A 15657-nucleotide genomic window follows, 5' to 3' on the forward strand; every position below is an offset into this window, starting at 1 on the left:
ACGGATGCGCCGGCTTGCCTATTCCGTGCGCGTCATCCTATGATCCGCGCTTCGAAGATTCAGAGCGGACGACCATGACGGTGATGTGGCGAGGGGCGGCGGCGGTTGCGCTGACGGCGATTTCGATGGCGGTGGCGGGAGTTGGCGTGGCTGAGGCGGCGAATCCGGCCTCGACGGGCGCGAGTCAGGCGTCCGCGCAGGGGACCGTTCCGCCCACCGGCAAGCCGGGGAGCCGCGCGGCCACGCTGGCGGCAAGCCCGGCCGGTAATCACGCAAGCAAGTCCGCCAGCCTGCCGGCCGGCAAACTCGCCGGCACGCCAATCCAGCTCGCGCTGATCGAAGGCATGTCCGGCCCGTTCGCGAACGCGGGCGCGGCGGTCGAGCGCAATCTGCGTTTCGGTGTCGAGCAGGTCAACGCGCACGGCGGCGTGGAGCTCGCGGACGGCGCGCATCCGTTCGAACTCGTCGTGCTCGACAGCAAGGGCAGCACGGAGGAAGCGCTGACGCAATTGCGCGCGGCCGCGGATCGCCATATCGGCTACATCCTGCAGGGCAATAGCTCGGCGGTCGCCGCGGCGCTGATCGGCGCGATCGAGAAGCAGAACAGCCGCGAGCCGGACAACCGCGAACTGTTCCTCAACTACTCCGCCGACGACCCCGCGCTCACCAACGCGGACTGCAGCTTCTGGCACTTCCGCTTCGACGCGCACGCCGGCATGCGGATGGCCGCGCTCGCCGAGGTGATCGAGCGCGACAAGGCGGTGAAAAAGGTGTACCTGCTGAACCAGGATTACAGCTTCGGACACGACGTGAGCAGCCTCGCGCGTTCGACGCTCGCGGCGAAGCGTCCCGACATCGCGGTGGTCGGCGACGAATTTCACCCGATCGGCCGCGTGAAGGATTTCGCGCCGTACATCGCGAAGATCCGCGCGAGCGGCGCGGACGCCGTGATCACCGGCAACTGGGGCAACGACCTGACGCTGCTCGTGAAGGCGGCGCGCGAGCAGGGCCTCGACACGAAGTTCTACACGTTCTACGGCAACAGCCTCGGCGCGCCGGCCGCGCTTGGCGACGCAGGCGTGGGTCACGTGATCGCGGTGGCCGAGTGGCATCCGAATGTCGGTGGCGCGGCCTCCGACGCGTGGTACGCGACGTTCCGCGCGCGCTTTCCGGCCGCCCAGGACGACTATCCGGTGCTGCGCATGCCACTGATGATCGAAACGCTCGCCGCCGCGATGAGCCGCGCCGGCAGCGCCGATCCGACGGCGGTCGCGAAAGCGCTCGAGGGCATTCGCTTCGACAACGGTATTCACGCATCGTGGATGCGCGCCGATGACCATCAGCTGATCCAGCCCCTCTACGTGATGCAGATGGACAAAGCCGGCACACCCAGCGTGCATTTCGATAACGAAGGGTCGGGCTATGGCTTTCGCACGGTGCTGGCGCTACCAGCCGAGCGCACACTATTGCCGACGGTCTGCCGGATGCGGCGCCCCTGAGCGCCCGCGAGCGACACTCAATCCGCCTTGCTGGCCCGGGGTTCGCGGCCGGAATCGGCTGTGCTACAATACGCGTCCCGTTGTTGGGCTGGGTTCTGATTCAGTTAATTCAGCCACGAACGGGACTCAGTAAATTGTGAAACGGGTATCCCACGGCACGGCCTTTCTTCCGTGACCGCCTGTCCAGTTATCAAGGAAATTGACATGTCCGCAGTTGAAGCAAGCAAGAAGTCCGAAGTCGTCGCGCAATTCGCACGCGCAGCCAACGACACCGGCTCCCCCGAAGTTCAGGTCGCGCTGCTCACGACCCGTATCAACGAACTGACCTCCCACTTCAAGGAGCACACGAAGGATCACCACAGCCGCCGCGGTCTGCTGCGCATGGTGAGCCGCCGTCGCAAGTTGCTCGACTACCTGAAGGGTAAGGACGCGGATCGTTACCGCAGCCTGATCGAGAAGCTGGGTCTGCGTAAGTAATCGGCCAGTCGTTCAGCAAGATGCCTGTGTCAGTTTCGCTGATACAGGCATTTTGTTTTTGCGCGGAGCGCTTCGTGTAACGCGCACCGCCTGTGATCCGCGGCGTATGCCGGTTCGCGCGGCGTCTATGGGCAAGCGCAGTAGCAGAACAGCAGTAGAAGAAGCAGTAACAGGAAACAAGGCCGGGCTTCAGGGCGGAGTTTTGTGTCATTCCAGCGGTTCGCGCGCAGTCGCAGCACGTGACTCTCTGGAATGGCATAGCACGACTCTTCCCATGCGGCGCCGGCCTGGCGTTGCCGCGCCGCTCCGGTCCGCGCGGCATTACGATGAGGAAAAGCAATGACTATGTTCAATAAGATCGTCAAAGAGTTTAAGTGGGGGCAGCACAACGTTCGCCTCGAAACCGGTGAAATCGCTCGCCAGGCGGGCGGCGCGGTGATCGTCGACGTCGAAGATACCGTGGTGCTCGCCACCGTGGTCGGCGCGAAAACCGCGAAGCCGGGCCAGGACTTCTTCCCCCTCACCGTCGATTACATCGAAAAGACTTACGCCGCCGGCAAGATCCCGGGTGGCTTCTTCCGTCGCGAAGGCCGTCCGTCGGAAGGCGAGACGCTGATCTCGCGCCTGATCGACCGTCCGCTGCGTCCGCTCTTCCCGGAAGGCTTCTACAACGAAGTGCAGGTCGTGATTCACGTGCTGTCGCTGAATCCGGAAATCCCCGCCGACATCCCTGCGCTGATCGGCGCCTCGGCGGCGCTCGCGGTGTCCGGTCTGCCGTTCAACGGCCCGGTCGGCGCGGCGCGCGTGGCCTACATCAACAACGAATACGTGCTGAACCCGACGCGTCCGCAGATGAAAGAATCGGCACTCGACCTCGTCGTCGCCGGCACGGAACGCGCGGTGCTGATGGTCGAATCGGAAGCGCAGCAATTGAGCGAAGAAGTGATGCTCGGCGCCGTCGTGTTCGGTCACGAGCAGATGCAGACCGCGATCGACGCGATCCACGAACTCGTCCGCGAAGGCGGCAAGCCCGAGTGGGACTGGCAGCCCGCCGCAAAGAACGAAGCGCTGATCGCACGCGTGACCGAACTCGCGCAGGCCGATCTGCTCGCCGCTTACCAGATCCGCGACAAGCAGGCTCGCTCGACCAAGCTGAAGGAAGTCTACGCGGCGACCTCGGCGAAGCTCGAGGAAGAAGCGGCGGCAGCGGGCACCGTGGCGGCCGACAAGGCGTCGGTCGGCAACGTGCTGTTCGACATCGAAGCGAAGATCGTCCGTACGCAGATCCTGAACGGCGAGCCGCGTATCGACGGCCGCGACACGCGCACCGTGCGCCCGATCGAAATCCGCACCGGCGTGCTGCCGCGTACCCACGGCTCGGCGCTGTTCACGCGCGGCGAGACGCAGGCGATGGTGGTCGCGACGCTCGGCACGAAGGGCGACGAGCAAAACATCGACGCGCTCGAAGGCGAGTACCGCGAACGCTTCATGCTCCACTACAACATGCCTCCGTTCGCGACGGGCGAAACGGGCCGCGTCGGTTCGCCGAAGCGCCGTGAAATCGGTCACGGCCGTCTCGCCAAGCGCGCGCTCGTCGCGTGCTTGCCGAGCGCCGACGAGTTCGGCTACTCGATCCGCGTCGTGTCGGAAATCACCGAGTCGAACGGATCGTCGTCGATGGCTTCGGTGTGCGGCGGCTGCCTCGCGCTGATGGACGCCGGCGTGCCGATGAAGGCGCACGTCGCCGGTATCGCGATGGGCCTGATCCTCGAAGGTAATCGCTTCGCGGTGCTGACCGACATTCTCGGCGACGAAGATCACCTCGGCGACATGGACTTCAAGGTCGCGGGTACGGAACAAGGCGTGACCGCGCTGCAGATGGACATCAAGATTCAGGGCATCACGAAGGAAATCATGCAGGTCGCGCTCGCGCAGGCGAAGGAAGGCCGCATGCACATCCTCGGCAAGATGACCTCGGCCGTGGCCGGCGCGAACACCCAACTATCGGAGTTCGCACCGCGCATGATCACGATCAAGATCAACCCGGAAAAGATTCGCGACGTGATCGGCAAGGGCGGCTCGGTGATCCGCGCGCTTACCGAAGAAACCGGCACGACGATCGACATTTCGGATGACGGCGTCGTCACGATCGCGAGCACGAACAGCGAAGGCATGGCCGAAGCGAAGCGTCGTATCGAAGCGATCACGATGGAAGTCGAAGTGGGCCAGGTGTACGAAGGCACCGTGCTCAAGCTGCTCGACTTCGGCGCAATCGTGAACATCCTGCCGGGTAAGGATGGTCTGCTGCATATCTCCGAGATCGCGAACGAGCGCATCAAGGACATCAACGACTATCTGAAGGATGGCCAGCAGGTGAAGGTCAAGGTCATCCAGACGGACGAGAAGGGTCGTGTGCGTCTGTCGGCGAAGGCATTGCTGAACGACGCGCCGCAAGGCGAGCCGACGCCGCAGTAAGGCGGTAGCGGACAAACGGCCGGCCGTGTCATGCGCGCCGGCCGTTTTTCATGCAGGATGGATTGCGTTGCGCATTCGAATCGCAGCGCGGTGCTATGGCAGACGGCAGCAACGGGTAGGTAACGCAATCCAATCTTGGAGTTGACGCAGATGAAAGCGATCGAAATCACTGAATTCGGTGCGCCGGAAGTCCTCAAGCTGGCGGAGCGTCCGACGCCGCAGCTCAAGGCTGGCGAGGTGCTGATCAAGGTGGCGGCATCCGGCATCAATCGTCCGGACGTGTTTCAGCGCAAGGGCGGCTATGCGCCGCCGCCGGGAGCGTCGGATCTGCCGGGGCTGGAGGTGGCGGGCGAGATCGTCGGCGGCACGATCGACGCGAAGAACAACCCGTTCGGTCTGAAGATCGGCGATCGCGTGTGCGCGCTGCTCGCGGGCGGCGGCTACGCGGAATTTGCGGCCGCGCCGCTGCTGCAATGCCTGCCGGTGCCGACGGGGTTGTCGGATATCGAAGCGGCTTCGCTGCCCGAGACTTTTTTCACGGTGTGGAGCAACGTCTTCAATCGCGCGCAGCTCGGCCAGGGCGAGGGCGGTGCGAATGAAACGCTGCTCGTGCAGGGGGGGGCGAGCGGCATCGGCGTGACGGCGATCCAGATTGCGCACGCGCTCGGCTTCCGTGTGTTCGCGACCGCGGGCTCGGACGAAAAGTGCCGCGCGTGCGAAGCGCTCGGCGCCGAACGCGCGATCAACTACAGGACTGAAGATTTCGTCGAAGTCATCAAGTCGCTGACCAACGATCGTGGCGTCGACGTGATCCTCGACATGGTGGCAGGCAGCTACGTGCCGCGCGAATTGTCGGCTCTCGCCGACGGTGGCCGTATCGTACTAATTGCGCTGCTCGGCGGCGCGAAGGCGGAGCTGAACCTGAACGAAGTGTTGCGCCGCCGTCTGACGGTTACCGGTTCCACACTGCGACCACGGCCGATCGAGTTCAAGGCGCAGATCGCCGCGCAACTGAAGGAGCGCGTATGGCCGCATCTCGAAGCTGGGCGCATCAAGCCGGTCGTGCATCGCGTGTTTCCGGCCGCCCAGGCTGCCGACGCGCATGCGCTGATGGAAAGCGGCACGCACGTCGGCAAGATCGTGTTGACGTGGGGTCAGGAGGCTTGACGTCATCGGTTTGACCCGATCCACCCCACGCAGTAAAATTGCGCGTTTTGCGCGCGCCGGATCAATCCGACGGGCGGGCCGCGAGCGCAGGAACAAACTGCAGCGAGGCGCGAGCGAAGTCCGCCGGCAGCAGGCCGGACTGGCAAGACAGGACAATACGAGACGATGTCGAATCAACAACGAGCCAAACTGGTAGTCGGTAACTGGAAGATGCATGGGCGGCTCGCCGCCAACGCCGCGTTGCTGCAGGCAGTGGCACAGGGCGCCAGTGAATTGCCGGCCGACGTGCGCGTCGGTGTGTGCGTGCCGAGCCTCTATCTCGGGCAGACTCAGTCGCTGCTCGAAGGCAGCCCGGTCGGGTGGGGCGTGCAGGACGTGTCCGCGTTCACGCATGGCGCCTATACCGGCGAAGTGGCTGCGCCGATGGTGACGGACTTCGGCGCCACGTTTGCGATCGTCGGGCACTCGGAGCGCCGCGCGTATCACCGCGAAAGCGCCGAACTGGTCGCGGTGAAAGCGCAGCGTGTGCTCGAGGCGGGTTTGACGCCGATCGTGTGCGTCGGCGAAACGCTCGAAGAACGCGAAGCGGGTTGCACCGAGCAGGTCGTCGGCGGTCAGCTCGACGAGGTGCTCTCGAAGCTGTCGGCTCAGGAAGCGGCTCGCCTCGTCGTCGCGTATGAGCCGGTGTGGGCAATTGGCACCGGCAAGAGCGCATCGGCGGCACAGGCGCAGGCCGTGCATGGGTTCCTGCGCGCACGTCTTGCGGCCAAGGGTGCGGCGGACGTGCCGTTGCTATACGGCGGCAGCGTTAAGCCGGACAACGCGGAAGAACTGTTCCGTCAGCTCGATATCGACGGCGGCCTGATCGGCGGCGCGTCGTTGAAAGATCAGGATTTCCTGGCGATCTGCAAGGCGGCCGCTGCGACCAGCGTGGCTGGTTAAGCTGGGCGTCTCGGCGAGGATGACTCCATTTCGCGCAACACACAGTGTGCGGCGCGGTTAAATAAAGACTCAGGTGAGTGTGATGCTGTATTTGAAAACATTGATTATCGTCGTTCAGTTGTTGTCGGCGTTCGGGGTCATCGGACTTGTGTTGCTGCAGCACGGCAAAGGTGCCGATATGGGCGCGGCTTTCGGCAGCGGCGCGTCGGGTAGCCTGTTCGGTGCGACGGGTTCGGCGAACTTCCTGTCGCGTACCACGGCAGTGCTCGCAGCGCTGTTCTTTGCCACGACACTGGCACTCACTTACCTTGGTGCGTATCACGTGAAGCCGTCGGCAGGCGTGCTGGGCGCGGCAGCTACTGCGCCGGTCGCGGCTTCGGCGCCGGCTGCGGGCTCGGCCCCGGTGGCGGCATCGCCTGCAGCGCCGGCTTCGCCTGCGTCGGTTCCGGCGACGGGCGTGCCGAAATAAATTTTCGGCGGACGTGGTCTTGTGCGTTGAACAATCTGCTTAAGCAAGTTACAATTCAAGTCTTGAAGCGATTCGCGGGTTTTGCAAGTTGTTTTCCCGGATTGCATATAGTGCCGACGTGGTGAAATTGGTAGACACGCTATCTTGAGGGGGTAGTGGCGAAAGCTGTGCGAGTTCGAGTCTCGCCGTCGGCACCAAATGTTATCTAAATGCCAGCCGTTTGCTTCGCTTCGGCTGGCATTTTCACTTCTGGCGTATCGCTGTACGGCTTACGTCATGCGCGTTGAGGAAGTGATTTCGCGTCAGGGGTGCTATGCTCCTGACGGCACTCAGAACCAACCGATTGAGGATTGTCTTGAACCTCGCAGCCTATTTCCCCGTTTTGCTGTTCCTTATTGTGGGCACCGGTTTAGGCGTAGCACTGGTCAGTATTGGCAAGCTCCTCGGTCCCAACAAGCCCGACACCGAGAAAAACGCACCGTACGAGTGCGGCTTCGAAGCATTCGAAGATGCGCGCATGAAATTCGACGTGCGCTACTACCTCGTCGCCATTCTCTTCATCATTTTCGACCTTGAGACCGCATTCCTGTTCCCGTGGGGCGTGGCGTTGCGTGACATCGGCTGGGCTGGGTTCACGGCAATGATGATTTTCCTGCTCGAGTTCCTGCTTGGCTTTGCCTACATCTGGAAGAAGGGCGGCCTCGACTGGGAATGATGGATTAATCGCCGGTTTGCGTGGGTGGCCAGGCTTGCCGCCCCGTCTGGAGTGGAAAGCAAATGAGTATCGAAGGGGTCTTGAAGGAAGGGTTTGTCACCACTACGGCGGACAAACTGATCAACTGGACGCGCACCGGCTCGCTGTGGCCGATGACGTTCGGTCTTGCGTGCTGCGCGGTCGAGATGATGCATGCGGGCGCTGCCCGTTATGATCTCGACCGTTTCGGCGTCGTGTTTCGTCCGAGTCCGCGTCAGTCGGACGTGATGATCGTCGCCGGCACGCTGTGCAACAAGATGGCGCCTGCTCTGCGCAAGGTTTACGACCAGATGGCGGAGCCGCGGTGGGTGATCTCGATGGGCTCATGCGCGAACGGCGGTGGCTATTACCACTACTCGTACTCGGTGGTGCGCGGCTGCGACCGGATCGTCCCGGTCGACGTGTACGTGCCGGGTTGTCCGCCCACGGCGGAAGCGCTGGTATACGGCGTGATCCAGCTGCAAGCCAAGATTCGCCGCACTAACACCATCGCCCGTCAATAAGGCCAACGCCTCCCCACAATATGGCAAGCAAACTCGAGACCCTGAAAGCGAACCTCGAGGCGGCCTTTGGCGGCCTCCTGTTGAGCGTGACCGAGTCGGTCGGTGAATTGACGATCGTCGTCAAGGCCGGCGACTACCTCAACGTGGCAAAGCGTCTGCGCGACGATCGCTCGCTCGGTTTCGAGCAGTGTGTCGACCTGTGCGGCGTCGATTATCAGACCTATGCCGAAGGCGCTTACGACGGCCCGCGTTTTGCGGCAGTGCTGCATCTGCTGTCGGTACAAAACAACTGGCGTCTGCGGCTGCGCGTGTTCGCGCCGGACGACGACATGCCGATCCTGCCGTCCGTCGTCGATATCTGGAATTCGGTCAACTGGTACGAGCGCGAAGCGTTTGACCTGTACGGCATCGTCTTCGAAGGTCACCCGGACCTGCGCCGCATTCTGACCGACTATGGTTTCATCGGTCATCCGTTCCGCAAGGATTTCCCGGTCTCCGGCTACGTCGAGATGCGTTACGACCCGGAAGAGAAGCGCGTCGTTTATCAGCCGGTGACGATCGAGCCGCGGGAAATCACGCCGCGCGTGATCCGCGAGGATCGCTATGGCGGTCTGAAACACTAAGAGAACGTCATGGCAGAGATCAAGAACTACACGCTCAACTTTGGTCCGCAGCACCCGGCAGCGCACGGTGTGTTGCGTCTCGTGCTCGAACTCGACGGCGAAGTGATCCAACGCGCCGATCCGCACATCGGTCTGCTGCATCGCGCGACTGAAAAGCTCGCCGAAAGCAAGACGTTCATCCAGTCGGTGCCGTACATGGACCGTCTCGACTACGTGTCGATGATGGCCAACGAGCACGGCTACGTGCTCGCCATTGAAAAGCTGCTCGGCATCGACGTGCCGCTGCGCGCGCAATACATTCGTGTGCTGTTCGACGAAGTCACGCGCGTGTTGAATCACCTGATGTGGATTGGCTCGCACGCGCTCGACGTCGGTGCGATGGCGGTGTTCCTGTATGCGTTCCGCGAGCGCGAAGACCTGATGGACGTGTACGAGGCGGTGTCGGGCGCGCGCATGCACGCGGCCTACTATCGCCCGGGCGGCGTCTATCGCGATCTGCCTGACGCAATGCCGCAATACAAGGCGTCGAAGATTCGCAATGCGAAGGCGTTGTCGAAGATGAACGAAAACCGTCAGGGTTCGCTGCTCGACTTCATCGACGACTTCTTTACGCGCTTCCCGAAGTGTGTCGACGAATACGAAACGCTGCTCACCGACAACCGGATCTGGAAGCAGCGTCTGGTTGGTATCGGCGTGGTCAGCCCGGAGCGCGCGCTGCAGCTCGGCATGACCGGCGCGATGCTGCGTGGCTCGGGCATCGAGTGGGATCTGCGCAAGAAGCAGCCGTATGAGGTTTATGACAAGCTCGACTTCGACATTCCGGTCGGCGTGAATGGCGACTGCTATGACCGCTATCTGGTACGCGTCGAAGAAATGCGCCAGTCCACGAGTATCGCGAAACAGTGCATTGAGTGGCTGCGCAAAAATCCGGGCCCGGTGATGACGGACAATCACAAGGTTGCGCCGCCGTCGCGCGTCGGCATGAAGTCGAACATGGAAGATCTGATCCACCACTTCAAGCTGTTCACCGAAGGCTTCCATGTGCCCGAAGGCGAGGCGTATGCCGCAGTCGAACATCCGAAGGGCGAGTTCGGCATCTATCTGATCTCGGACGGCGCCAACAAGCCGTATCGTTTGAAGATCCGCGCCCCGGGCTATGCGCACCTGTCCGCGCTCGACGAAATGGCGCGCGGCCACATGATCGCCGACGCCGTGACGATCATCGGCACGCAGGACATCGTGTTCGGCGAAATTGATCGCTAGGACGTATTCATCGACGCGCGTCTGCGGTCGTCGCACCGCCACGCGGGTCAAGCAAAGGAACGCCGGGTCTGTCGCAGTATGACGTGAGCGACAGGTTTTCGTTCGGTAGGAATTGAAAGAGTCGTGTCTGAAAATGATCTCAGCTGAAGGCCTGAAAGAAATCGATCGTGCGGTCGCAAAGTACCCCGCGGATCAGAAACAGTCCGCCGTGATGTCGGCGTTGGCCATTGCTCAAACGGAGCATGGCTGGCTGTCGCCCGAACTCATGCAGTTCGTCGCGGATTATCTCGGCATGCCGGCAATCGCCGTGCAGGAGGTAGCGACCTTCTACACGATGTACGAGACCTCGCCGGTCGGCAAGTTCAAGATCACGCTCTGTACGAACCTGCCGTGCCAGCTCGGCCCGGACGGCGGTTCCGAAAGCGCCGCTGAATACCTGAAGCAGAAGCTCGGCATCGACTTCGGCGAAACCACGCCCGATGGCAAATTCACGCTAAAAGAGGGTGAGTGCATGGGTTCGTGCGGCGACGCGCCGGTGATGCTGGTGAACAACCAACGCATGTGCAGCTTCATGAGCCGCGAGAAGATCGACCAGCTGCTCGAGGAACTTTCGAAATGACGGCTTTACACGATCGTCACATCAAACCGCTGATTCTCGCCGGACTGAACGGCGACAACTGGCATCTCGAAGACTATGTGGCTCGCGGCGGTTACGCCCAGCTGCGCCGCATCCTGGAAGAAAAGATCGCGCCCGAGCAGGTGATCGCCGACGTCAAGGCGTCGGGTCTGCGCGGCCGCGGCGGCGCGGGCTTCCCGACCGGTCTGAAGTGGAGCTTCATGCCGCGTCAGTTCCCGGGCCAGAAGTACCTCGTCTGTAATTCGGACGAGGGCGAGCCGGGTACGTTCAAGGACCGCGACATTCTGCGCTTCAATCCGCATTCGCTGATCGAAGGTATGGCGATCGGCGCGTACGCGATGGGCATCACGGTCGGCTACAACTATATTCACGGCGAAATCTGGGAAGTCTATAAGCGCTTCGAAGAAGCGTTGGAAGAAGCTCGCCGCGCCGGGTTCCTCGGCGACAACATCATGGGCTCTGGCTTTTCGTTTGAGCTGCATGCGCATCACGGTTACGGCGCGTACATCTGTGGCGAAGAAACCGCGCTGCTCGAATCGATCGAGGGCAAGAAGGGGCAGCCGCGCTTCAAGCCGCCGTTCCCGGCGAGCTTTGGCGTGTACGGCAAGCCGACCACGATCAACAACACCGAAACGTTCGCGGCGGTGCCGTTCCTGCTTGCCATCGGCCCGCAGAATTACCTTGAAATCGGCAAGCCGAACAACGGCGGCACGAAGATTTTCTCGGTGTCGGGCGACGTCGAGCGTCCGGGCAATTACGAAATTCCGCTCGGCACGCCGTTCGCGACGCTGATGGAACTCGCCGGCGGCATGCGTGGCGGCAAGAAGATCAAGGCTGTGATTCCTGGTGGTTCGTCGGCGCCGGTGATTCCGGGCGAGATGATGATGCAGACCGACATGGATTACGACTCGATCGCGAAGGCCGGCTCGATGCTCGGCTCGGGCGCAGTGATCGTGATGGACGAGACGCGCTGCATGGTGCGCTCGCTGCTGCGCCTGTCGTACTTCTATTACGAAGAGTCGTGCGGTCAATGCACGCCTTGCCGTGAAGGCACGGGCTGGCTGTATCGCGTCGTGCATCGTATCGAGCATGGTCTCGGCCGCCAGGAAGATCTGGATCTGCTGAACTCCGTCGCGGAAAACATCATGGGCCGCACGATCTGCGCGCTCGGCGACGCGGCCGCGATGCCGGTTCGGGGCATGCTCAAGCACTACTGGGACGAATTCGAATATCACGTCGCCCACAAGCATTGCCTCGTCGGCGGCCATGCCGGCGCGGCGGCGCCCGAAACAGTGGCTGCCTGACGGTGGCTGCCTGAGTCGGCCCGCCAGGTTCGGCTGACGGATAACTACCAGACGAACACCTCAACCGCAGGATTCATGGCCCGAAGCGGGCGATGAACAGGCGAACGATTGAGCGGTAACAGGTTAAGGAAGATTGACCATCATGGTTGAACTGGAAATAGACGGCAAGAAAGTCGAGGTGCCTGAAGGCAGCATGGTGATCCAGGCTGCGCATAAGGTCGACACCTACATTCCTCACTTCTGCTATCACAAGAAGCTGTCGATTGCGGCCAACTGCCGGATGTGTCTGGTCGATGTCGAGAAGATGCCGAAGGCCGTGCCCGCGTGCGCGACCCCGGTGTCGGCTGGCATGATCGTGCGCACCAGGTCGGACAAGGCGGTGAAAGGCCAGCAAGCCGTGATGGAATTCCTGCTGATCAACCATCCGCTCGACTGCCCGATCTGCGATCAGGGTGGCGAATGCCAGTTGCAGGATCTGGCCGTTGGTTACGGCAAGTCGTCGTCACGCTATAGCGAAGAAAAGCGAGTGGTGTTCCACAAGAACGTGGGTCCGCTGATCTCGATGGAAGAGATGTCGCGCTGCATTCACTGCACGCGTTGCGTTCGCTTCGGCCAGGAAATCGCCGGGGTGATGGAACTCGGCATGCTGGGCCGCGGCGAGCATGCGGAAATCACATCGTTCGTCGGCAAGACGGTCGACTCCGAGCTGTCGGGCAACATGATCGACCTGTGCCCGGTCGGCGCGCTCACGAGCAAGCCGTTCCGCTACAGCGCCCGTACGTGGGAGCTGTCACGCCGCAAATCGGTGAGCCCGCACGATTCCGTCGGTGCGAACCTCATCGTGCAGGTGAAGAACAATCGCGTGATGCGCGTTCTCCCGTTCGAAAACGAAGCGATCAACGAGTGCTGGATCTCGGACAAGGACCGCTTCTCGTACGAAGGCCTGAACAGCCCCGAGCGTCTGACCAGACCGATGCTCAAGCAAGGCGGCCAGTGGGTCGAAACCGACTGGCAGACCGCGCTCGAATACGTGGTCAAGGGTCTGAAGGGCATCAAGAGTGACCACGGCGCGAACGCGCTTGCCGCACTGTCGAGCGCGCACAGCACCGTCGAAGAACTGTTCCTGTTGAAGCAGATCGCGCAAGCGGTCGGCACGCCGAACGTCGACTTCCGTCTGCGTCAGTCGGATTTCTCGGCGCCCGTTACTGGCGCGCCGTGGCTCGGCGGCACGATCGCCGATCTGTCGAACGTCGATGCGGCGCTCGTGATCGGCTCGGATCTGCGCCGTGACCATCCGCTGCTCGCCGCGCGTTTGCGCCAGGTCGCACGAGGCGGTTCGGCACTTACGCTGCTCCAGGCCACCAACGACGACGCGATGATCCCTCAGGCGCAACGCGTGGTCGCGGCGCCGTCGGCATGGCTCGAGATGTTGGCAGGCCTCGCCGGCGCGGTGGGCGAAGCGAAGGGCGTCGCGCTGCCGGAAGCATTCGCGGGCACGCAGCCGACGGACGCGCACAAGCAGATAGCGAAATCGCTGACTACCGGCGAGCGCCGCGTCGTGCTGCTCGGTAACGAAGCGGTCCGTCATCCGGACTTCGCGGCGATCCACGCCGCGGCGCAATGGATTGCCGAGGCAACCGGTGCAATGCTCGGTTTCCTGACCGAAGCGGCCAACACGGTCGGCGCGCACCTCGTGAACGCGCTGCCGGGCGAAGGCGGTCTGAACGCGCACGAAGTGTTCGAGCAGCCGCGCAAAGGCTATCTGCTGTTGAATCTCGAGCCGGAATTCGACACGGCCAATCCGGCGCGGGCGCTTGCGGCGCTGAAGCAGGCCGAAATGGTCGTCGTGATGTCGCCGTTCCAGACCGGCGCCGACTATGCCGACGTGCTGCTGCCGATCGCGCCGTTCACCGAATCGGGCGGTACGTTCGTCAATGCCGAAGGCACGGTGCAGGCGTTCAACGGCGTCGTGCGTCCGCTCGGCGACACGCGTCCGGCCTGGAAGGTGTTGCGCGTGCTGGGCAGCCTGCTCGGCGCGCCGGGCTTCGAATACGACACGGTCGAAGAAGTGCGTGCGGCCGCGCTCGGCGACGGCGATCTGAAGTCGCGTCTATCGAACCGCACCAGCGTCGCGGTGACGCGCGGCCAGGCCGCGAAGGCGGCGGAAGGCAAGTTCGAGCGTCTCGCGAACGTGCCGATCTATCATGCCGATGCGCTCGTGCGTCGCGCGGAGTCGCTGCATCTGACCGCGGCGGCCCGTACGGCGAATTCGGTCGGCCTGCCCGCTGCGCTGTTTGACAAACTGGGTTTGAAAGAGGGCGACGCGGTGCGCGTTCGTCAGGGCGAGCAAGCGGTGCAGTTGCCGGCCGTGCGCGATGCGAATCTTGCGGAGACGGTCGTCCGCGTATCGGCGGCTACGCCTGCCGGTGCAGCGCTGGGCAGCCTGTTCGGTGAACTGGTGGTGGAGAAGGCGTAAATGAGCTTGTTCGATACGATCAACTCGGGCGGCGCCCAACTTCTCGGTGTGGCATGGCCCACGGTGTGGGCGCTCGTGCGCATCCTGGTGGTGGCCGTCGCGATCCTGCTGTGCGTCGCTTACCTGATCCTGTGGGAGCGCAAGCTGATCGGCTGGATGCATGTGCGTCTCGGTCCGAACCGCGTCGGTCCCGCCGGGCTCTTGCAGCCGATCGCCGACGTGCTGAAACTGCTGCTGAAGGAAGTGATCCAGCCCGCTCAGGCAAGCCGCTGGATCTACGTGATCGCGCCGATCATGGTGGTGGTGCCGGCCTTCGCGGTCTGGGCGGTGATTCCTTTCCAGGCGGGCGCGGTGCTCGGTGACATCAACGCGGGTCTGCTATACGCGATGGCGATCTCGTCGATCGGCGTGTATGGCGTGATTCTGGCCGGCTGGGCGTCGAACTCGAAGTACGCGTTCCTCGGCGCGATGCGCGCCGCCGCGCAGATGGTCTCGTACGAAATCTCGATGGGCTTCGCGCTGGTGGTCGTGCTGATGACGGCCGGCACGCTGAACCTGTCGGGCATCGTCGGCTCGCAGGAGCAGGGCTTCTTCGCCTCGCACGGCCTGAACTTCCTGTCCTGGAACTGGCTGCCGCTGCTGCCGATGTTCGTCGTGTACTTCATCTCGGGCATCGCCGAAACGAACCGCCACCCGTTCGACGTGGTGGAGGGCGAATCGGAAATCGTCGCGGGCCACATGATCGATTACTCGGGTATGGCGTTCGCGCTGTTCTTCCTCGCCGAGTACATCAACATGATCGTGATCTCGGCATTGGCTGCAACACTGTTCCTCGGCGGCTGGAGCGCCCCGTTCGGGTTCCTGTCGTTCATCCCGGGCATCGTCTGGCTCGTCGCCAAGGTTTTCTTCCTGTTGTCGGTGTTCATCTGGGCGCGTGCCACGTTCCCGCGCTATCGCTATGACCAGATCATGCGTCTCGGCTGGAAGGTTTTCATTCCGGTCTGCGTGGTGTGGCTCGTGGTGGTCGGCTTCTGGATCATGTCGCCGTTGAACATCTGGAAATAAAGG

At 62.8% G+C, this 15657-nt stretch carries 14 protein-coding genes and 1 tRNA gene; all 15 read left to right on the forward strand.

The genetic code is table 11. From position 1 onward, the window contains the following. The first annotated feature begins 74 nt into the window (after positions 1-74). The 15 genes from OKW29_RS41055 to nuoH all read left to right on the forward strand — a co-directional run bounded on the left by OKW29_RS41055 (position 75) and on the right by nuoH (position 15654). Complete coding sequence (locus OKW29_RS41055) at positions 75-1499, forward strand: branched-chain amino acid ABC transporter substrate-binding protein (protein ID WP_429294885.1); 1425 nt, start codon at positions 75-77, stop codon at positions 1497-1499. 204 nt (positions 1500-1703) lie between these two features. After that, positions 1704-1976: a 30S ribosomal protein S15 gene (rpsO, locus tag OKW29_RS41060; RefSeq protein WP_008920609.1), complete on the forward strand. Its 273-nt coding sequence runs from the start codon at positions 1704-1706 to the stop codon at positions 1974-1976. Between the two features lie 339 nt (positions 1977-2315). Further along, positions 2316-4451, forward strand: a complete 2136-nt coding sequence (pnp, locus tag OKW29_RS41065) for a polyribonucleotide nucleotidyltransferase (RefSeq protein ID WP_176078899.1) — start codon at positions 2316-2318, stop codon at positions 4449-4451. Positions 4452-4601: 150 nt separating this feature from the next. Continuing rightward, positions 4602-5618, forward strand: coding sequence for an NAD(P)H-quinone oxidoreductase (locus OKW29_RS41070; protein WP_187627009.1), 1017 nt, complete (start codon positions 4602-4604; stop codon positions 5616-5618). 165 nt (positions 5619-5783) lie between these two features. Next, positions 5784-6560, forward strand: coding sequence for a triose-phosphate isomerase (gene tpiA / locus OKW29_RS41075; RefSeq protein WP_429294886.1), 777 nt, complete (start codon positions 5784-5786; stop codon positions 6558-6560). A gap of 82 nt (positions 6561-6642) precedes the next feature. Continuing rightward, positions 6643-7029, forward strand: a complete 387-nt coding sequence (gene secG, locus OKW29_RS41080; protein ID WP_184010188.1) for a preprotein translocase subunit SecG — start codon at positions 6643-6645, stop codon at positions 7027-7029. 112 nt (positions 7030-7141) lie between these two features. Further along, positions 7142-7226 (forward strand) — tRNA-Leu (locus OKW29_RS41085). 158 nt (positions 7227-7384) lie between these two features. After that, on the forward strand, positions 7385-7744 hold the full coding sequence (locus OKW29_RS41090) for an NADH-quinone oxidoreductase subunit A (RefSeq protein ID WP_018420012.1): 360 nt from the start codon (positions 7385-7387) through the stop codon (positions 7742-7744). A 62-nt stretch (positions 7745-7806) separates the two neighbouring features. Beyond that, positions 7807-8286 carry a NuoB/complex I 20 kDa subunit family protein gene (locus tag OKW29_RS41095; protein WP_006052903.1) on the forward strand — a complete coding sequence of 160 codons (480 nt, stop codon included), beginning with the start codon at positions 7807-7809 and terminating at the stop codon, positions 8284-8286. A gap of 20 nt (positions 8287-8306) precedes the next feature. Continuing rightward, positions 8307-8909 (forward strand): NADH-quinone oxidoreductase subunit C, encoded by a 603-nt coding sequence (locus tag OKW29_RS41100; protein WP_090803764.1) that lies wholly within the window; start codon positions 8307-8309, stop codon positions 8907-8909. Positions 8910-8918: 9 nt separating this feature from the next. Beyond that, positions 8919-10172, forward strand: coding sequence for an NADH-quinone oxidoreductase subunit D (locus tag OKW29_RS41105; protein ID WP_429294887.1), 1254 nt, complete (start codon positions 8919-8921; stop codon positions 10170-10172). A gap of 133 nt (positions 10173-10305) precedes the next feature. Further along, the gene (gene nuoE / locus OKW29_RS41110) at positions 10306-10791 is read left to right on the forward strand and encodes an NADH-quinone oxidoreductase subunit NuoE (RefSeq protein WP_027197216.1); all 486 of its coding nucleotides are present in this window, start codon (positions 10306-10308) and stop codon (positions 10789-10791) included. After that, a complete protein-coding gene (gene nuoF / locus OKW29_RS41115; RefSeq protein ID WP_184028513.1) occupies positions 10788-12113 on the forward strand; it encodes an NADH-quinone oxidoreductase subunit NuoF in 1326 nt (441 codons plus the stop codon). Before nuoE ends, nuoF begins: the two co-directional genes overlap by 4 nt. 142 nt (positions 12114-12255) lie before the next feature. Next, positions 12256-14589: an NADH-quinone oxidoreductase subunit NuoG gene (gene nuoG / locus OKW29_RS41120; protein WP_429294888.1), complete on the forward strand. Its 2334-nt coding sequence runs from the start codon at positions 12256-12258 to the stop codon at positions 14587-14589. Beyond that, on the forward strand, positions 14590-15654 hold the full coding sequence (gene nuoH / locus OKW29_RS41125) for an NADH-quinone oxidoreductase subunit NuoH (RefSeq protein ID WP_018420018.1): 1065 nt from the start codon (positions 14590-14592) through the stop codon (positions 15652-15654). The last annotated feature ends 3 nt before the right edge of the window (positions 15655-15657 follow it).

The organism is Paraburkholderia sp. CI3 (genome assembly GCF_050436505.1).
Classification (GTDB): Bacteria; Pseudomonadota; Gammaproteobacteria; order Burkholderiales; family Burkholderiaceae; genus Paraburkholderia; species Paraburkholderia tuberum.